This window comes from Salipiger bermudensis (assembly GCF_017309175.1).
GTDB lineage: Bacteria > Pseudomonadota > Alphaproteobacteria > Rhodobacterales > Rhodobacteraceae > Salipiger > Salipiger bermudensis.
This window is the reverse complement of sequence record NZ_JAEKJV010000007.1, coordinates 94,881-113,738: the sequence shown is the minus strand read 5'-3', so window position 1 is coordinate 113,738 and position 18,858 is coordinate 94,881. Positions and strand designations below refer to the sequence as shown.

Below are 18,858 nucleotides of genomic sequence, written 5' to 3'. Positions count from 1 at the left end.
TCAAAGTAAACCGGGGCCCGCATTGGGCCCCGGCATCGGTCTCAGGTCTCGTCCTTCAGTTCCTGGTAATCGCCGCGGAGCTGCAGCGTCACCGTCACATCGGCATTGTCGCGATTGCGCCAGAACCAGCCATGATCGCCGTCGAACTGCGCCACCAGCGGGCCTTCGGAGCCGGTAGAGCCGCGCGCCTTCTCGTAGGTCGCGTTCGCGCCGTTACCATGGCCATGCATGTCGAAGTTCACCCGGCCGCCGGTCACGGTCATGCGGTAGAACACCGTCTGGCCCTCGGTCATCGAGAGCTTCCATTCGGCGTGTTCGCCGGGCTCGAGCGTAAAGCTGATCTCGTCGCGCCATTCCTCGGCGGCGGCCTCCTGCGCAGCGGCGGAGCCCACAAAGAGCCCGAAGATGTCGTTGAGCAGCGAGGACTGCTCTTCGACGCCGGCGTCCATCTGTCGGTCTGCCTCGGCTTCTGCGGCGAGCTGCTGCTTGATCTCGCCCATCTCGGCGAGGCCCAGCAGTCCACCCACGCCGGTCGGGTCGATGTTGTATTCGGCCGGCAGCACCACGGTCACGAGGATCGCCACGGCGGAGGCGGCCGCGATGGCCGTGGATTTCAGAAGCTGCGCGCTGGAGGGGAGCTCTTCGAGCGAGGGGCGGTTGGAATTGAACATGTCGTGTCTCCTATGTCTGAGGGTCAGGCGACGAAATAGCCGGTGATCTGGTAGCCCATCAGGATGAAGCCCATGGACATCATCACCACGTTGAAGCTGTAGGCCTGGGTCATGAAGCGTTCCGAGCGGCGCCAGTAGCCCATGACGATCAGGATCACCGCGAGCGCCAGGATCTGGCCGATCTCGACGCCCACGTTGAACGCCAGAAGGTTGGGCAGGAGCCCGTCAGAGGCGATCTCGTATTGCAAGATCTTCGTTGCGAGACCCGTGCCGTGGAAGAAGCCAAAGATCAGCGTGGCGATCTTGGTGTTCGGCTGGACGCCGAACCAGCGCTGGTAGGCGCCGAGGTTGTCGAGCGCTTTATAGACCACAGACAGGCCGATGATCGCATCGACGATGTAGCTGTTGATGCCCCAGCCGAACCAGACGCCGAGCAGCATGGTCGACGAGTGACCGAAGGCGAAGAGGCTGACGTAGATCGCCACGTCCTTCATCTTGTAGAGGAAGAAGACCACGCCCAGCAGGAACAGGATGTGGTCGTAGCCGGTCACCATGTGCTTGGCGCCAAGATAGAGGAAGGGGATGAGGTGCACCCCCCAGATCTCCTGGATGTAGCCCGCGTCACCTTCCGTGACGTTGTGGGCAGCAGCCTGCGTGGCAAGGGCCAGCAGGACGATGGGCAGCGCGACGCGCCAGCCCGTGAGACGGGATGTCATGTGATACTCCGATTGTGTCCTTGAAACTCTGATCCTGCAGGATCAGGCTCTTGGCGGACGCAACTGGCGATGGACCGGCGGTGGCTGATACCCGGCGTCGGGCGTATGCCAGAGCACGTCGACTTCCAGCGCCGTGACATCGAAGCGATGCTCGGGCAGCACGGCCACGGAATGGTCGTGATCCATCTTCTCGTGGCTATGGCCATGCAGCGCCCAAGCGATGTCGTCCTCCAACCCGTGCGAGTGGCCGTGCTCGGCGACCATCTCGGCATGATCGGTCAGAACCTGCATCAGGCGGGGCACGTGCGGCGTGGGCAGGGCAGTGGCGAGGCTCAGCGCCAGTGCGCACAGAAGCGCAGTCAGGCGCCCTGTCCAAGCTGTCCGTGTTGCCGCCATGCGTCGCCCCTCATGCCGCTTGCAGTATCCCCCGGGGGAGGTTAGCCAATGGGTATGACAGAACCGCATCGTCACGCAAGTCACCCCAAGGTCGTATCCCGGCTGAAACGCGCCGAAGGGCACCTTCGCTCGGTCGTCGCGATGATCGAGGAGGGGCGCCCCTGCCTCGACGTGGCGCAACAGTTGCAAGCGGTCGAAAGCGCCATTCGCAACGCCAAGCAGGCGCTGATCCATGACCACATGGACCACTGCCTCGACGGCGAGCATGACCGCGAAGACCTGAAGGCGATCTCTCGCTACCTCTGAGGACCCCATGTTCGACATCCTGCGCGACCGCACCTACCGGCATCTCTTCCTGGCGCAGGTCGTTGCGCTTCTGGGGACGGGACTGGCGACCGTCGCGCTCGGCCTGCTGGCCTACGATTTCGCCGGGGACGGCGCCGCGATGGTGCTGGGCACCGTCTTCACGATCAAGATGGTGGCCTATGTCGGCATCGCTCCGATTGCCGGAGCCTTTGCAGACAGGGTCAACCGGCGGCGCCTGCTGGTGATGCTGGACCTCGTCCGTGCCGCCTGTGCGGTCTGTCTGCCCTTCGTGACAGAGGTCTGGCAGGTCTACCTTCTGATTTTCGTGCTGCAATCGGCCTCCGCGGCGTTCACCCCGACCTTTCAGGCCACGATTCCCGACGTTCTGCCGGAGGAGGCGCGCTATACGCGAGCCCTGTCGCTGTCCCGCCTCGCCTATGATCTCGAGAACATCATTTCGCCGACGCTTGCGGCCCTGCTTCTGTTGGTGATGGCGTCGGGAACGCTGTTCGTCGGCACCGCCATCGGCTTTCTCGCCTCGGCGCTGCTGGTCGTCTCGGTGATGCTCCCCAGCCCGAAAGCGTCGGAGCCGCGCGGCATCTACGACCGCACCACGCGCGGCATCCGTATCTACCTCGCGACCCCGCGCCTGCGTGGGCTGATGGGCCTGAACCTGGCAGTAGCCAGCGCCGGGGCGATGGTCCTGGTCAACTCCGTTGTTTTGGTGCGCTCGGAACTCGGGCTGGGCGAGAGCGCATTGGCCTGGACCCTCTTTGCCTTCGGGGCAGGCTCGATGATGTCAGCGCTCGCCTTGCCGCGGCTGCTGGACAAGGTCGCGGATCGTCCGGTTATGATTACGGCCGCCTGGGCGATGGTGGCCGCGCTTGTCCTGCTCGCGCTAGTCGTCATGACGGTCGGCCTCTCTTGGCCCTTGCTTCTTTTGGTCTGGCTCGTGGTGGGCATGGGCTACTCCGCCGTGCAGACGCCCTCGGGCCGACTCCTGCGCCGCTCTGCCCATGCCGAGGACCGTCCGGCCCTCTTCGCCGCCCAGTTCGCTCTGAGCCACGCATGCTGGCTGGTCGGATACCCGCTTTCGGGCTGGCTCATGACAGCCTTCGGCACGGTCACGGCGCTACTCACTCTGGCGGCACTGGCCAGCATGGGGATCATAGCTGCGCTACGCCTCTGGCCTGCCGGTGATCCGAGCGAGGTTGAACACAGTCACGAAGACCTTCCTCCGGACCATCCTCACCTGCAGGGCCATCGGCAGCATCGCCATGCATACGTGATCGACGACATCCATCGCCACTGGCCGACTGCTTGAGCCGTCAGGATCCAAATGCCATGACCTAGAAAACGGCTTGGCAGTAGAACCGGGTCTTCGTTCGCTTCATAGAGAGCTTCCGCTCGTCCGCCATTCCAGAGTCCCTCACCAACGCTTGGAAGCGCGCATAGAGATCAGAGGTCAGGTTAGCGTATGTGAACCGACCCGTTCCTGATGTCGTCGAGTAGTGCGCCTGACGCACTCTCAGGCTGGCGAATGCACAGCGTCTTATAGGCATGAATTGGCTCAAGCTCGGCGTTTTCGCCGGATCCCTGCACGACCCTTACATTACCCTGACAAACCCTTACCTCGGACACGGTCGCAGACCGAAAACGGGCGCGAGAATCCTCTCCGAACCCGAAAATCACCTCCGGACCCTTACACTAACCTTGCGCTATCCTGACAAAAGTAGCTGCGAAAACGGGTTTTCGGCTGAAGAATGTAAGGGTCTGGACCTACGGAACCATAAAAACAAGGGGCTGGCGGAGGAGCGCGCCAGGCGCGCCCCTTACATCTCGTAGGCCTGATCGAGCGACAACTATGAGGAACGCACTCAGGACGGCGCAGAGAGCGCCTGTGCACCTGTTGATCGTGCCGCACTGCGTCCGAGCTGCTGCACTTGAAGCGGCACCAGTGTGATGCGCTACTCTGCCATCTCAAGACCGGATGTCCCGCATGTCTTGGGAGACCATATGGAGACGATGGACCTGGATCGTCCAAAGGAGGGCTGGGATGACGCGAACCGCGGCCAGCTCTTCGTAGACGGCGATCGCGGCACCTCCACCTTGACCAGCCCCTCAAGAGCAACGAGACACAGACGCCATCTACCCTAAGGAAAGCGCACGACCTCCGGAGCGATGTGGGATCCTAAGGGGGCTCGGATAGGAAATCGCACGCATCTCCATCAATCCAGCTCTCTGCTTGCTATAATGCTCTCTAGCTACATGAGCACACGTCTAGATGAGGAAGACCACGCAGATGAGCACGATGACGGACGAGCAGCACAACGCAAAGGCACACAGGAAGCTGGCGGTTGGCTACGCACGCGTCTCGACGGAGAGGCAGGGAAAGTTCGGCATGAGCCTTGAAGCCCAGCGGATCGCGATCGAGACCTTCGCCGAGAAGGCTGGTTACGTCCTTCTCGAGTTCTACGAGGACGTTGCATCCGGTCGCGGGGAGAAAAGCTTCCATGCGCGCCAGGGCCTGCAGAATGCGCTCAAACACGCGGTGTGCGATGAGGCTGAAATAATCGTCTGGAGGTGGGACCGTTTGACCCGCCACGCTGGGTTCGAGAAGCAGATTCGCGATGTTCTCCCGGATGAGAAACAGATCGTCTGCGTCGAGGATGCCAGCTCGCTGGATGCAGCCTCTCGCGCTGCACGTCATAAGCGCAGTGAGCATGTGGCAAATGAGATCTCCCGGCGCACAAAGGAGGAGATGGCGAAGAAGCGCGCGGAAGGTGCAGTCTTCGGGAATCCGGAGATCTACAGCGTGCAGCCGCTCGGGGTGAAGACGTGGTCGAACACGAGTGAGACGCTCATTCACAAAATCGCTGATGTGCTGCGCCACCAGGCCGATCCGGTCAGTTTGACCCATAAAGAGGTCGCGAAGCTCTTGAACGACCGAGGTATCCGGACCGGGCATAGCAATGACTGGACTGCTTCTCGAGTGCGCGCGCCTCGCGCCAAGGCCATGAAGCTTCTCGAGCAGGAGCGCGCAAAGTATCGGATGCTCACCCCCCTCTTCGGCGCCTTCTAGTGCCGTAGGAGGTCGGGCTTGGTCCTGGCGACCCGTCTTCCGGCGACGTCGATGAGTGCATGGTGGACTTTCTGGACTTTGTTCTCGGTGACCCACAGGATGTCTTCATCGAACACAGGAGAGCGAGATGACGAGTTCACCACCATGCTGCTCCGGTGATGCGGCACACACCCGGTGCGAAGAAGGCGATACAAAATCATCGATCGAGCAGCTGCGCGCAGAGGTCAAACAACTCCGCGTGGAAGTGAGCGATCTGCGATACGGAAGACCGCTTTCTTGGAAAGAGTTTGAGGATCAAACACGTGTCACCGCGAAGTCGCTCCTTGTCCCATTTGGCGCTGCCTTCGCCGTCATAGGTCTCACGGCTGCGATCTTGAAATTGACCGGCTTCGCGTGATCAGCATCACCGATGCCCGCGCGCTGTTGCGGCCGAGGCAGCGATCCGCGGCGAGGAATGGCTCGACGTCCCGGCGCGATCCGGTGAAAGTGCCCAGGTAAATACGAAGTCCTAGGAATTAAGCGTGGATGTGAAGGGGATGCATTCTGGCGCCGAGTAGGTTCAAGGATGAAGGCTCCTCTCGACGCAGACACTATCTGGCCAAGCAACTTCACCTCGTTTGCGACGTCGCACCGAGACTTCTTGACCTGACCTCTACTGGAACCCCTCTAAATAACGGAGCATCCAGCGCACTAAACGGAGGCTCACATGGCTCAGACCCACGATCATCACGGCGGCTCTCCCGCATCTTCTGCAGACGAGGTGATCCGCGACCCGGTCTGCGGCATGATCGTGGACCCTGAGGCGGCCAAGCCCCGCCTTGAGCATGATGGACACCGCTACCACTTCTGCTCAGAGGGCTGCCGCGACACGTTCCGCGCGGATCCAAACTCATACCTCAAGACCACCGACCCGGTTTGCGGCATGAAGGTGGACCGTTCGACAGCTGCGCACATGCTCAAGCATAAGGGCGAGAAACACTACTTCTGTTCACAGCGATGCCTGTCAAAGTTCGAGGCTGATCCACAAGCCTACCTCGGCGAGCGGTCTGCTCCCCAAGCGATGCCCGAGGGCACCAAATATACCTGCCCGATGCACCCCGAGATCATCCGCGATGCGCCCGGCGATTGCCCTAAGTGCGGCATGGCGCTCGAGCCGATGAGGCCGTCGGCGGACAGCGGCCCCAACCCCGAATACGTCGACATGAAACGCCGCCTCAACATTACGGCGCCGCTGGCGGCGCTGGTCTTCGTGCTCGAAATGGGTGCACATGTCGGCATCCCCTTCGGGACCTGGATCGGCCACGGGCTCTTCGGCTGGCTGCAGTTCGCCTTGGCGACACCGGTCGTGATCCTCTGCTGGCCTTTCTTCAAGCGTGGCTGGGCGTCGATCGTGAACCGCTCGCCCAACATGTGGACACTGATCGCGCTTGGGACGGGGGCGGCCTATGTCTTTTCGGTGGTCTCGCTGCTGGCACCGGAGCTCTTTCCCGAGACGATGCGCGATCGCATGGGGATGACGCCGGTCTATTTCGAGGCGGCCGCGGTGATCCTCGTCCTTGTGCTGGTCGGGCAGGTCATGGAGCTCGCCGCACGCGAGCGCACCGGCGACGCAATCCGCGCCCTGCTCGATCTCGCCCCCAAGACCGCGCGCCGCTTGGCGGAGGGCTCCGAAGAGGATGTGCCGCTGGAAGAGGTCGCCTCTGGCGACATTCTGCGCGTCCGGCCTGGCGAAAGCGTGCCGGTGGATGGCGTGGTGACCGAAGGCCGGTCCTCGGTCGATGAGAGCATGATAACCGGCGAGCCGGTCCCCGCGGAGAAGACCGAGGGTGAACCTGTCACTGGCGGGACGCTCAACAAGTCTGGCAGTTTCCTGATGCGAGCAGAGAGCGTAGGCTCCGAGACGACGCTGTCGCGCATCGTCGAAATGGTCTCGAAGGCTCAGCGCTCGCGTGCGCCGATCCAGGCCATGGCGGACCGCGTTGCAAGTTATTTTGTGCCCGCCGTCGTGGGCGTGGCTGCGTTGGCCTTCCTCGCATGGGTGCTCTTGGGGCCATCCCCCGCGCTTTCATACGCCTTCGTCGCAGCGGTCTCGGTGCTGATCATTGCCTGCCCGTGCGCGCTCGGGCTCGCCACGCCGATGTCGATCATGGTAGCGACCGGACGCGGTGCTCAGGCTGGAGTCTTGATCCGTGACGCCGAAGCGCTGGAGCGTTTCTCAAAGGTCGACGTCCTTGTCGTGGACAAGACCGGCACATTGACCGAGGGCAAACCGACGCTGACCGACGCCGAGCCTGCGGAGGGCATGGACAAGGCCGAGCTGCTTGCCTTCGCTGCCGCACTGGAACGGGGCTCCGAGCACCCGCTGGCCGAGGCCATCACGAGCGGTGCTCTTGCGACCGGAGCTCCAGAGTGGGAGGCCTTGGACTTCGAGGCGGTCACCGGCAAAGGGGTGACCGGAAGCGTCGGCGGCCAGCGCGTCGCACTCGGCAACGCGGCGCTGCTGGAGGATGAGGACGTCAAGCCCGGTTCACTCTTGGACCGGGCGAAAGCGCTGCAAAAGGAAGGGAAGACGGCAATGTTCGTCTCCGTGGACGGGCGCCCCGCAGGGCTGGTCGCGGTTGCCGACCGGGTGAAGGAGAGCACGCCCAAGGCCATCCGGGCGCTGCACGAGGCCGGGCTGCGCATCGTCATGGCCACCGGCGATGCGAAGGCCACCGCTGAAGCGGTTGCGCGGGAGCTCAATATCGACGAGGTGCATGCGGAGGTCAGCCCCGAGGACAAGCACGCGCTGATCGAGAAGCTGCGCAAGGAGGGGCTGTCGGTCGCCATGGCCGGCGACGGGGTAAACGACGCCCCTGCACTGGCCGCTGCCGATGTCGGCATTGCCATGGGCACCGGCGCGGATGTCGCGATGGAAAGCGCGGGAATCACGCTGGTAAAAGGGGATCTCGGCGGCATCGTGCGAGCGCGCCACCTTGCCGAGGCGACCATGCGCAACATCCGGCAGAACCTTTTCTTCGCCTTCGTCTACAACTCCGCGGGCGTGCCACTTGCGGCAGGCATCCTCTACCCCTTCCTTGGTGTCCTGCTTTCGCCGATCGTGGCGGCGGCGGCTATGAGCCTGTCTTCGGTATCGGTGATCGGAAACGCACTGCGTCTGAAGGCGACAAAGCTCTGAGCGGACCGGACCGCCGTATCACTCTGGCGCGGTCTCCCTGGTCAGGTCCGCGATCAGCGCCTTCATTTCTGCGATTTCTTTAACCTGCGCCTCGATAATCCCGTCGGCGAGTTCGCGCACTCGCGGATCCTCGATATTGGCGCGGCGCGAGGTCATGATCGCTATGGAGTGGTGCGGGATCATTGCGCGCATGTAACTGACATCCCCGACAGTGGCTTGCGACCGGACCAGCCATAGGCTTGTCGCAGCGGCGACCACAGCACCGGCAAAGATCGCGATATTGGCCACACGATTGGTATACATCGACAGCATGAAACCCAGCATGATGATTGCCATCACGGCACCCATCAGCAGCGCCATGTAGGTGCGCGTCTCGGAGAACGTGACGTGATCGAGTGCATAGGTGTTCAGATACATCAGAACGAACATCACGACCGTCGAGGTGATGATCATCGCAGCGAAACGACCGTATGACATGGCAGACTCTCCTGTAAGAACTACAGATCAACGGCGAGCCCTTCGTAGAGTTCCTAGATCTTGGAGGCCCAAGCATGCCTCCAAGCCTCTCGGGAGGACATTCTGCGAGGGCAGCCGAAAAAGCGCCCGTGAAGCCGTGGCGCGGAGGCTTGACCGGAGCGGCAGGCTCGGGGCACACTCCCGCCCGATCATGAGCGGAGCAGCTTTGCGCATCCTTGCCCTCATTTTGCTGACCTGGTTCCTTGCCCTCGCCGCGCTTCCGCAGGCGGGCACGGCGATGTCCGTCCTTGAAGGTGAGACGGCAGGGCATCACGCTCATGGCTGTCCGGACTGCCCCGAGGTCGATGGTGCGCCGGGCCATGACCATGTCGGTGCACCCGAATGCCACCACATGGCCTCCTGCTCGGCGGCCCTGCTTCCCGGCAGCGCGGGCCTCCCTGTCGCGTTTGCGACTGATTCAGATCGTTTCCCCTTGCCAGCCGCCGAAACCGGGGCGGCTGTCCCGCCGATCTGCGACCTGCCACCTCCCCGCGTCTGATCTTCCATCACTCGGACACAGGCCCGCCCCCCAGGCCTATCAGATAGGACAGGAGCCGACGCGCAGGGCCCGACCCTCGTGCGGTCAAGGACACTCGAATGAACAAGACAATTCTTATCGGCGCCGTTGTCGCGGCCGCCGCAATCGGCGCAACCCTCTTCTTTACGGGAGGCCAGCAGGACACGCCGACCACCAGCCAAGCGCCATTGGAGAAAGGCGCCATTGTAAGCGTCTCGCTCCCCGACCGCCTCTCATCCGAGGCGCAGATTGGAGAACGCGCCTTCGACGCGGTCTGCGCCGCCTGCCACGGCGACAACGGTGCGGGAGTCGATGGTTCCGGCCCGCCTCTCGTTCACAAGATCTACGAGCCCTCGCATCATGCGGATATGGCGTTCTTCATGGCGGTCGAGCGCGGCGTGCAGGCGCATCATTGGTCGTTCGGGAACATGCCGCCGCAGCAGGGGCTGACGCGCGGCGATGTTGCCGCGATCGTCACGTATGTGCGTGAGTTGCAGCGTGTCAACGGGATCAACTGAGATGATCGGACCGACCATTACCCGCCGTGCGGTCTGCGCCGGCCTCATGCGGCATCCGGCATGACCACGTGGATCGAGGTCGCCTGACAGGGCGGGCAGGCAAATATTTATCAAACATAGGAAGAAGGACCAACAGGAATGAAGAAGACGGCAATCGCACTGGCTTTGATCACGGCTGGCACCGCTGCACTCGCGCATAGCGGGGTCACCAACAAGGATGTCATGGCCCGCATGATGGTGATGAGCAGCATCAGCGACCAGATGAAGGTGATCGGCAGCATGGCCAAGGGGGAATCGGATTTCGACGCGGACGCCGTGAACGCGGCGCTGATCGAGATCGCCGCGCAATCCGCTCAGGTGCCGGCGATGTTCGAAACCCCGGCAACGGACCCGAAATCCGAAGCGCTGCCAGTGATCTGGGAGCAATGGGACAGCTTCACCAAACACGCGCGGGATGCGGAGACGGTGGCCGAGCGGCTCGCCGGCAGCGTCTCCGCACCGCCGGATCTCGGCCCGGTGCTCGGTCAGCTCGGGGCGACCTGCAAGGCCTGCCACGCGACCTTCCGCGAGTAAGCCTCTGAGGGTGGCGCGCGCTCGATGCGCGCTCCCTCTCGTTCCGGCTCGGGGCGCCTCCCGGGCCGGGCTCGTATCGAGTTCCGCCCTTAGGTCATTTCGACAGCAGCTCTCGGCGGGCCTCGTAATCCTCCGCATCGATCTCGCCGCGGGCAAGGCGCATATCGAGCTCGGCGCGTGCATCGGTCGCTGAGCGCGGTGCCGGTTCGCCATCGGTGCGACGCACCAGCCAGATGACACCCGCAACGACCAGTCCCAGCACAACGAGCCAGAGGACTGGGCCGAACAGCATGCCGATGCTGTGGCCGTAGCCCCAATCCATCATGTGGCCGTAATACTCTCCCTGATCAGCCAGCGCAGGCACGGCCAGCACGGAGAACAGAGCGATGAGACGTTTCATGGCATCCTCCCTTGTCCATGAGTCGGGAGGTCAGTTTGCCCTCATCAGCCCCACGCCACCTTGAGATGCCGCAAACGCCCTCCATCCCGAGCCGACACAGAATGGCCCGCTCCGGCATGTGCCGAAGCGGGCCTTGGTGTCTTTCAGGGCCGGCCATGTGTGGGCCGTCAGCGTGTCACTCGGTCGCGATCTCGGTGACGGTCAGTTTGCCGTTCACCCGGTCTGCGGAGAAGGTGATCTCCTGACCTTCTGTCAGGCTGTCCATCATTGACGGATCTGCGAGGTCGAAGACCATCTTCATGGCGGGCATGTCGAGGCTCTCGAGCGGGCCGTGATCGATGGTAACCTTGTTCCACTTGGTGTCGATCTTGGTAATGGTCCCGTGGCTCATTGGCATGTCACCGTGCGACATCTGGGCGAACGCGGCACCGGACATGGCGAGGGTGACGGCAAGGGCGGTAAGGATCTTCATGGGGGTCTCCTTTCGAGACGTTGTGTGAGGCACCCGGCGCACCGGGGCGCCGGATAAAGTCAGTCTTGGTTGAGGTGGTTCTTCGCGGTCAGGATGGTGGCCGGGCTGTTGTTGCGGGCCTCCTCGGGAAGCTCGCCGGTCCATTCCCAGGCCTGCGTGCCCGGCGGGTTCTGATACCAGCCGGGATCCGAGTAATCGTCGGGGGCGATGCCCTCGCGGACCTTGACCACCGAGAACATGCCGCCCATCTCGAGCGGCCCGAACGGGCCCCAGCCGGCCATCATCGGCACCGTGTTGTCGGGTAGCTCCATCGACATCTCGCCCATGTCGGCCATCCCAGCGGTGCCCATCGGCATGTAGCCCGGCTGCTGACGGCGGATCATCTGGGTCAGCCTGCGCTTGTCGGTGCCGATGAAGGTCGGCAGATCGTGACCCATCGCGTTCATCGTGTGGTGCGACTTGTGGCAGTGGATCGCCCAGTCGCCCTCATGAACCGCGTCGAACTCGTAGGCGCGCATGGCGCCCACGGGAATATCGATCGACACCTCCGGCCAGCGGGCACTCTTTGGCACCCAGCCGCCATCGGTGCAGGTCACCTCGAAATCGTAGCCATGCATGTGGATCGGGTGGTTGGTCATCGTCAGGTTGCCGCAGCGCACCCGCACCCGGTCTCCCTTGTTCACCACGAGCGGGTCGATGTCGGGAAAGATCCGGCTGTTCCACGTCCACATGTTGAAGTCGGTCATCTCGGCGACGCGCGGGATGTAGGTGCCTGGATCGATGTCATAGGCCGCCAGCAGGAAGGCGAAGTCGCGATCCACCGGCATGAAGGCCGGGTCGCGCGGATGCACGATGAAGAGCCCCATCATCCCCATCGCCATCTGCACCATCTCATCCGCGTGCGGATGATACATGAAGGTGCCGGACTTGGTCAGGTCGAACTCGTAGACGAAGGTCTTGCCCGGCGGGATCGCCGGGTGCGAGAGGCCCCCGACACCATCCATCCCCGAGGGCAGGATCAGGCCGTGCCAATGCACCGACGTGTGTTCCGGCAGGCGGTTGGTGACGTAGATCCGGACGCGCTCGCCCTCGACCGCCTCGATGGTGGGGCCAGTGGACTGGCCATTGTAGCCCCAGAGGCGCGCCATCATGCCATCAGCCATGATGCGCTCGACCGGCTCGGCGACAAGGTGGAACTCCTTGACGTTGCCGTTCATGCGCCACGGCAGCGACCAGCCGTTCAGCGTGACCACCGGGTTGTAGTCCGGCCCGTCTCCGGGGCGTGGCGGAACCTGCGTGTAGGGGCTGTCGGTCGCGGCCGCCTCGGGCAGATCGCGGAAGCGGGTTTCGGCGGCGGCCGCCGAGGCCAGGACGGCACCGGCGCCGCCTGCGAGGAGTTGTCTGCGGTTCATTCGCTGTCTCCCATGGATGCACCACCCCAGATGACGGCGGCAAGATCCGCCTCGGCGCGCCAGTAATCGGCCTTCGCTTCAGCGGTCGAGAGCTGCGCTTCGAGCCCGTCGCGGGCGTCGGAGATCAGCTCGAAAGTCGAGGTCAGCATGCCGTTGTAGCTTTTGAGCGCCTCGGCATCGATTTCGCGGCGCAGCGGCAGAACCTCGTCACGCCAGTGCCGCGCAATGCGGTATTTGCCCGTTACCGCGGCGTGGGCGGAGCGCGCCTCGGAGCGCGCGTCGACCGCCCGCCGAGCCAACTCGTGGGCCGCGCGCATGTAGGCAAGCTCCGCCCGGCGCGAGATCAGCTTACCTGTGTCGTAGATGGGAATCTCAAGACTGGCCTCCAGCACGCGCTCGGTCTCGGTGTCGCCTTCGTCGCTACGAGTGGCCTCAGCTCCGGCGACGATCTCGATGTCGCTGAGCATCCGCGTTGCACTGTCCAGCCGGTATTCCCGCGCCACGGCCTCGAGCTCGAGGCGACTGATCGCGAGGTCGGTCCTGTGCTGCATCGCTAGCCGCTCGGCATCGCTGCGCCCCGGTTGCCTCCCTGGCAGCGACGGCAGCGCATCGGGAACGTAGTAGGCGATGTCGCTCTCCCACAATCCCATTAGGCGCGTCAGTCGCTCCTTGGCGAGCTGCGCCTCGAGCCGGGCATCCGCACGCTCTCCGGCAAGCTCGGCGGTGAAGACATGCTCCCGTGCCTGATCGGCACGGTTCATCGCACCGGTCCGCCCCAGTTCGGCGGCGAGTTCCGAGGCTGCATCGGCAGTGTTCTGCGCTCGGGCAATGAGCGAGGCCGCCTCGAAGGCGGCCACAGCGTCGATCCAGGCCTGCCTGGTCTCAGCCGCAAGAGCCACGGTCTCTCCAAGCGCGGCCAGCTGGGCTTGGCGGAAGTGGGTTTCCGCGATCGCGGTGCGCGCGTCTCGCGTGGCGAGATCAAGGATCGCACCGGTCATCGTCGCCTCGAGCGAGCGGGCGAGACCGACCTCTCCGATGTTTCCGAGCGAGAGCTCGAGGCTGGCTGGCGTGCCGATCGCAGCTTCCCACAGATCTGTCGCAGAAAGCCCGAGTTCGGCATAGGCCGCCTGAAGTCCGCGATTGTTCATCAAGGCGACCTGCACCGCGGTGTCGGGGCCGATGGTTTTTCCGGCGATCAGGCTGCGCACACGGGCTTCGGTCGCGGCGATCTCGGCAGCGGATTGCGTCCAGGCACTCTCGGTCCCGGTGGCACGCCGCGCGCCATCGGTCACGAAGGCGAAGCCGGCCTGGGGCGCAGAGGCGGTGGCGATGGTCGCCTGATCGGCGCAGGCCGCGATCAGGAGGGGAAGCAACAGCGCGGCCGCTCTCGGGCAATTCATGACCCGGCTCCCGGCGCCTGCGCATCGTTGAGTTGCCGCCAATCAGCGGGTTCCGCGATACTATGCGCGGTGTAGTTCATCGCCGGGCCTGATGGCGCTGGCGTGAACGTGTCGGAAGAGGCGGCGCGGGTCAGCGGCCCGGCCACGGGAAGGGCCACGGGCTCTGCGCAGCCCGCAAGCAGCAGCGGCACGGCGGCCGCGAAGAGGGTTTTCATTCATAAACTCCGAAAGGATGATTTTCAGGACCGGCACGCCGGTGCGCGCCATGACGGGAAAATCAGGCTTTCGGTGGTCGCCTCAGGCCCAGCGGACCTGTCAGGTCGACATTGTCGCTGTCGCTCCAAGTGGACAGGACGGACGACACTTTGGAGAACGGCTTGGGCTGTGTGGAAAACGCGGTGGCGTCAGGCAGACATCCGTGGTCGCAGCAGGTGGGACCATCCGCGATCTGATGCGTGGCTTCAGGCGTTTGCGACGACGACGCAAAATGTCCGTGATGCATGTCGTGTGCCTGGGCATGCTCCGCAACCGCCATCGAAGCACGGCAAGGAGCATGTGACGACGTCTCCCTTGCCGCGACCGGAGAGATCACGAGCATCAGTCCGGACAGCGAGAGAACGATCAGGAGCAAGAGACGTTTCACCATAGGTAGATCGATGCACCAAGACGGACGAGCTGACAAGTCACGTCGGTGTCAGAGCGGCAGTTGTCGGCCGATTGAGGGCCCAGTAGCACGAGATCTCGGAAGGTCCAGTTGCCTAAAGGCACGTTGCTTCAATGGAGGGGACCGACGACTGCAAGTCGTGAGACAGTTAAGGCCCACCCACGTTTCAGCTCTTGGCGGGGTCCCCTCCTTCGCGCAGAGACGTCACTGCATCAGATACTTGAAGAGCGCAATGATCGCCAAGAGCAGCACGATAACCAGCAAGATCATCCAAAAGCTGCCGAAGGCCATACCCCAGCCGTGTTGGGAAGCACCTATCATGAACATGTCCTTTCATGTGTTGAGCGCAATGCGAGGCAAGGCGCGGCCCTTCCGCGTCAGTCGCGCCAGTTCATGCCGGGCCCATGGGAATGGCCGGGTCCCCAGCTACCATCCTGAGGGGGAGTTCCGTCAAAGCCCTGCATCATCTGCGGGCCGTGACCGGCAGCGGGACCAGACATGCCGTTGCCCCACGGGCCGTATGCCTCGGTGCCGGGAGCGGTGCCGCAGGGCTGCGCCGCCGCTCCGGGAGTTGCGCAAGGTGCTGTCTGCTGGCCTGACCATCCGGGAGCTTGCGCGCCGCCGGGGCCTGAGCCGTGTGCAATAGTGATCGAAGGGACCGCAATCGCGGCGGCGATCAGAAAACTGCGTGTCAGGACGTGCATCATCGTCTGTCTCCTTTCCTGCGGTGAGGCGTGGCCGGTCCTGAAGTGGTCCGGCCATCTCGTTGATCAATTGTTGTTCTCAGGCGGGCTCGCCTCGCCGCTGTTCCGCAGCCACTGACGATCTCGACGGAAGGTGGCGCGGCGGTTCTGCATTTGAGCGATCCAGTCGGCAGGGGCCGTGAATTCCCCCTCTGTCACCTGGCCGTCGCCATCGGCGTCGAGGGCTTGGAAACGGTCGACCATCATCGGCCGGATGATGTTGCTGTGAAGCGCTTCGAACTCCTCCAATGAGAGGGTCGCGTCTCCGTTGCTGTCATTTTCCGCGAGCGCTGCCTGCAGCCCATCTTGGGCTTCGTTCGATGTCACTGTGCCGTCACCATCGGTGTCGAGGTCTTGGAACAGCGCGCCCATCATCCCAGTCTCACCCATCATGCCTGGGCCGAAGGAGCCGCCCATCATGCCCATGCCGGGCGCTGCGTTCATCGTGCCCGGACCTCCAAAGCCACCGCTCTGGCTGTGCATGTCCATCATGTGTTCCATGAAGCCCGCATCACCCATCATGGCCGGACCCATGGCGCCTTGACGCATTTCGTTGTAATCGCCCGAGCCGCGCATCATGCCCGAGCCGCTTTGCCCGCTGCCCATCATCGAGCCCGGGCCGCCCTGCACCCAGCCGTCATTCTGTGGCCCGTGGGCGAGCGCTGGAATTGTGATTGCCGCGCCGACTGCGGCGAAGGCGACCACTGCGATTGCGAGTTTCCCTGAGCGTTTCATGACCACATCTCCTGTGCTTCGTCGTTTCGACACGCTTAAAATGGGGTGCTCATGTCGCAGCATGATCCCAATTTCGAAGAGATTTGTATCGGTTTGTCGCAACGGCTGGGTCCTATTACCTGCTGCGAACATTTTCGAACTGCGCGCTCGTTCGAATGGGGTATGCAAGGGGCATGACGGACGCCCCGCACATCCTCATCGTTGACGACCATCGCGAAATTCGCGATGCGGTGAGCCGGTATCTAGAGCGCAACGGCATGCGTGCCAGCGCGGCGCGCGACGCCGAAGACATGGACAAGAAGCTCAAGGCCGGCCGCTTCGACCTCGTTGTGCTAGACGTCATGATGCCGGGCGAGGACGGTATATCAGTCTGCCGCCGATTGAGCGCCGAGGGGACCATTCCGATCCTCATGCTGACGGCGCTGGGAGAGGAGACCGACAGGATCATCGGGCTCGAGGTCGGCGCGGACGATTACCTGTCGAAACCCTTCAATCCCCGCGAATTACTGGCACGGATCAGGGCGATTCTGCGACGCAGCGGGAGGGCGGAGCCGCATGCCGGCACCTTGTCCAGCCGCAGGGTGCATTTTGCGGGCTGGACGCTCGATACCGACCGGCAGGAACTGCGCCATGCCGACGGGCGTGAGGTCCACCTGACCACCGCTGAATTCCGCTTGCTCACGGTCTTTCTCGAGCGGCCGCGCTTCGTGCTCAGCCGTGATCAACTGTTGGAACTGACCTCCGGCCGTTCCGCCCACGTCTTTGATCGCACCATCGACAACCAGGTGAGCCGACTACGCAGGAAGATCGAAGAAAACCCAGGCACGCCAAGTTTGATCACCACCGTTCGCGGCGGAGGTTACTGCTTCGTAGCCGACGTGAAGACCGAGACATGAGACGGTTTCTCCCCAGGTCCATGCGTGGGCAGTTGGTGCTGCTGATCATGCTGACCCTGGCTTTGGCACAAGCGCTTGTTGCCTGGCTTTTCGCCGACGAGCGCGAAATGGCCCTGCGGACTGCGCTCGGTCAGGAAGCCGCCAGCCGCGCGGCAAACGTGGCCCGGCTGATCGCCGAAGCTCCGGAAGATCTGCATGCCTCGATCCTGCGGGCGGCCAATTCTCCACTTGTCCGCTTTTCACTGGCCGCCGCGCCAGCCGTGGACCACACGAACCACGGCACCGAGCTTATGTCTGGGCAGATCGCAGCACAGATCGGGACGAGCCCCTTGCCTGAGGTTCGCTTGGAGCTTCACCAGACCGATGACCAGCCGTCGCCGATGCCAGGCATGCCCGTCCAGATGGAACGGATGCACCGGGCGATGCAACCGGTCCCGATATCATCCGTGGAGATGAAGATTTCCATCGCAATGGCAGATGGAGACTGGCTCAACGTCGATACCCGTTTCCACCGCCCGCCCTATCAGATTGCCTGGACAGCCGTCGCGACCTTCGGGGTTTCGGCGATTCTGATTGGCGCCACTGTCTGGATCGCCTTAGGGCAGCTGACGGGTCCGCTGAGGGCGCTCGCGCTGGCGGCCGAAGACTTCGGTCGCGGCGCTGAGGCTCGATCCATCTCGCCGTCTGGGCCGAAGGAGATGCGCAGCCTGACATTGGCTTTCAACCGGATGCAGGAACGGATCCGACGCTTCGTCGATGACCGGACGCGGCTGCTCGCAGCGTTGAGCCACGATCTGCGCTCGCCGCTGACGGCACTGCGAGTCCGCGCCGAGCTGATCGAGGAAGACGAGACCCGCGAGCGGGTCATCGCAACCGCAGAGGAAATGCAGGACATGGTCGAAAGCACGCTTGCCTTCGCACGGGGCGTCTCGAATTCCGAGCCTGTCGAGACCGTCGACCTTTCAGCGCTGGTCGTGGCGCTCGTCGCAGACATGGGGGCTTCTGCCGATGTTGTGAAGCTCCAGACCGCTTCCGATCCGGTCCCTGTGCGCCTCCGACAAACATCGATGCGCCGCGCATTGCGAAACCTGATCGAGAATGCTGTGCGCTACGGGGACCAAGCCGACATTCGTGTTTGGCGTGATGGCGAGACCGCATGTTTCGCAGTCAAGGATGACGGACCGGGGATCCCCCAGGATCAACTTGAGCACGTCTTTGATCCGTTCGTGCGGCTGGAGACGTCTCGCTCTCGCGACACGGGTGGGGCAGGTTTGGGTCTGTCCATCGCACGGACAATTGTGCAGTCCCATGGCGGCGAGATCGCGCTCAGGAACCGGCGCGGCGGCGGGCTTACGGCCACCGTCTCTTTGCCGCTTGTGTGATGCTCCCTGCATCATAGCGCAACGTTTTACGAGACAGAGGCTGGAAAGGCAGAGAGACCTCTAGCTGAAGCATTCTTCCAGCGGCACCTTACATGACGCCGTGAGCGGCATCTCCAAGAACTCGGTGTCATAGCTTTTCAAGAGTATAGGCGAGCGCAGCGGCGAGGTCCTGAATCGCTCGCTGACCGGAAAGTGGCTCGCCTTTGGCTCGATGCGCCCTAGCGCGCCACAACTAGCCGCAGGAAACGCAGCGCGCGTCGCTGAGGGGCGTTTCGGACACA

18 protein-coding genes and 1 pseudogene are annotated in these 18,858 nt (G+C 63.3%); 9 read left to right on the top strand and 10 right to left on the bottom strand.

Annotation, left to right across the window (positions count from 1 at the left end):
* Positions 1 to 41 precede the first annotated feature (41 nt).
* The 3 genes from JF542_RS11290 to JF542_RS11280 are packed head-to-tail and all read right to left on the bottom strand — an operon-like array spanning position 42 to position 1,783.
* On the bottom strand, positions 42 to 671 hold the full coding sequence (locus JF542_RS11290; RefSeq protein ID WP_207075914.1) for a transmembrane anchor protein: 630 nt from the start codon (positions 669 to 671) through the stop codon (positions 42 to 44).
* A gap of 23 nt (positions 672 to 694) precedes the next feature.
* Positions 695 to 1,387 (bottom strand): HupE/UreJ family protein, encoded by a 693-nt coding sequence (locus JF542_RS11285; protein ID WP_207075913.1) that lies wholly within the window; start codon positions 1,385 to 1,387, stop codon positions 695 to 697.
* A 42-nt stretch (positions 1,388 to 1,429) separates the two neighbouring features.
* Positions 1,430 to 1,783 (bottom strand): hypothetical protein, encoded by a 354-nt coding sequence (locus tag JF542_RS11280; RefSeq protein ID WP_207075912.1) that lies wholly within the window; start codon positions 1,781 to 1,783, stop codon positions 1,430 to 1,432.
* A 54-nt stretch (positions 1,784 to 1,837) separates the two neighbouring features.
* Between JF542_RS11280 and JF542_RS11275 the strand changes: the two genes are divergently transcribed.
* The 5 genes from JF542_RS11275 (at position 1,838) to JF542_RS11255 (ending at position 8,349) form a co-directional block, all read left to right on the top strand.
* On the top strand, positions 1,838 to 2,089 hold the full coding sequence (locus JF542_RS11275; protein WP_207076013.1) for a metal-sensing transcriptional repressor: 252 nt from the start codon (positions 1,838 to 1,840) through the stop codon (positions 2,087 to 2,089).
* Positions 2,090 to 2,096: 7 nt separating this feature from the next.
* A complete protein-coding gene (locus JF542_RS11270) occupies positions 2,097 to 3,413 on the top strand; it encodes an MFS transporter (RefSeq protein ID WP_207075911.1) in 1,317 nt (438 codons plus the stop codon).
* Positions 3,414 to 4,391: 978 nt separating this feature from the next.
* Positions 4,392 to 5,171, top strand: a complete 780-nt coding sequence (locus JF542_RS11265; RefSeq protein WP_207075910.1) for a recombinase family protein — start codon at positions 4,392 to 4,394, stop codon at positions 5,169 to 5,171.
* 127 nt (positions 5,172 to 5,298) lie between these two features.
* Positions 5,299 to 5,568 (top strand): hypothetical protein, encoded by a 270-nt coding sequence (locus JF542_RS11260; RefSeq protein WP_207075909.1) that lies wholly within the window; start codon positions 5,299 to 5,301, stop codon positions 5,566 to 5,568.
* A gap of 309 nt (positions 5,569 to 5,877) precedes the next feature.
* Positions 5,878 to 8,349: a heavy metal translocating P-type ATPase gene (locus JF542_RS11255; RefSeq protein WP_207075908.1), complete on the top strand. Its 2,472-nt coding sequence runs from the start codon at positions 5,878 to 5,880 to the stop codon at positions 8,347 to 8,349.
* A gap of 42 nt (positions 8,350 to 8,391) precedes the next feature.
* Here the strand turns inward: JF542_RS11255 and JF542_RS11250 are convergent.
* A pseudogene (locus tag JF542_RS11250) lies at positions 8,392 to 8,826 on the bottom strand (DUF305 domain-containing protein); the annotation flags it as partial.
* Between the two features lie 636 nt (positions 8,827 to 9,462).
* Between JF542_RS11250 and JF542_RS11245 the strand changes: the two are divergent.
* A complete protein-coding gene (locus JF542_RS11245) occupies positions 9,463 to 9,900 on the top strand; it encodes a c-type cytochrome (protein WP_207075906.1) in 438 nt (145 codons plus the stop codon).
* A 138-nt stretch (positions 9,901 to 10,038) separates the two neighbouring features.
* Positions 10,039 to 10,473 (top strand): c-type cytochrome, encoded by a 435-nt coding sequence (locus JF542_RS11240; RefSeq protein ID WP_207075905.1) that lies wholly within the window; start codon positions 10,039 to 10,041, stop codon positions 10,471 to 10,473.
* Positions 10,474 to 10,567: 94 nt separating this feature from the next.
* On the opposite strand, the gene JF542_RS11235 is transcribed toward JF542_RS11240, so the two are convergent.
* From JF542_RS11235 to JF542_RS24405, 6 genes are all read right to left on the bottom strand, one after another.
* Entirely contained in the window at positions 10,568 to 10,873 is a 306-nt protein-coding gene (locus JF542_RS11235; RefSeq protein WP_207075904.1) for an SHOCT domain-containing protein, read from the bottom strand.
* 175 nt (positions 10,874 to 11,048) lie between these two features.
* Positions 11,049 to 11,345 (bottom strand): copper-binding protein, encoded by a 297-nt coding sequence (locus tag JF542_RS11230; RefSeq protein ID WP_207075903.1) that lies wholly within the window; start codon positions 11,343 to 11,345, stop codon positions 11,049 to 11,051.
* Positions 11,346 to 11,404: 59 nt separating this feature from the next.
* Positions 11,405 to 12,757: a multicopper oxidase family protein gene (locus JF542_RS11225; protein WP_207075902.1), complete on the bottom strand. Its 1,353-nt coding sequence runs from the start codon at positions 12,755 to 12,757 to the stop codon at positions 11,405 to 11,407.
* Positions 12,754 to 14,157, bottom strand: coding sequence for a TolC family protein (locus tag JF542_RS11220; RefSeq protein ID WP_207075901.1), 1,404 nt, complete (start codon positions 14,155 to 14,157; stop codon positions 12,754 to 12,756). The genes JF542_RS11225 and JF542_RS11220 overlap by 4 nt, the downstream gene beginning before the upstream one ends.
* Entirely contained in the window at positions 14,154 to 14,372 is a 219-nt protein-coding gene (locus tag JF542_RS11215) for a hypothetical protein (protein WP_207075900.1), read from the bottom strand. Before JF542_RS11215 ends, JF542_RS11220 begins: the two co-directional genes overlap by 4 nt.
* Before the next feature lie 1,219 nt (positions 14,373 to 15,591).
* The gene (locus JF542_RS24405; protein WP_242533713.1) at positions 15,592 to 16,299 is read right to left on the bottom strand and encodes an EF-hand domain-containing protein; all 708 of its coding nucleotides are present in this window, start codon (positions 16,297 to 16,299) and stop codon (positions 15,592 to 15,594) included.
* Positions 16,300 to 16,472: 173 nt separating this feature from the next.
* On the opposite strand from JF542_RS24405, the gene JF542_RS11205 reads away from it, so the two are divergent.
* Positions 16,473 to 17,195: a response regulator gene (locus tag JF542_RS11205; RefSeq protein ID WP_207075899.1), complete on the top strand. Its 723-nt coding sequence runs from the start codon at positions 16,473 to 16,475 to the stop codon at positions 17,193 to 17,195.
* Between the two features lie 35 nt (positions 17,196 to 17,230).
* Positions 17,231 to 18,577, top strand: a complete 1,347-nt coding sequence (locus JF542_RS11200; RefSeq protein WP_340689154.1) for an ATP-binding protein — start codon at positions 17,231 to 17,233, stop codon at positions 18,575 to 18,577.
* The last annotated feature ends 281 nt before the right edge of the window (positions 18,578 to 18,858 follow it).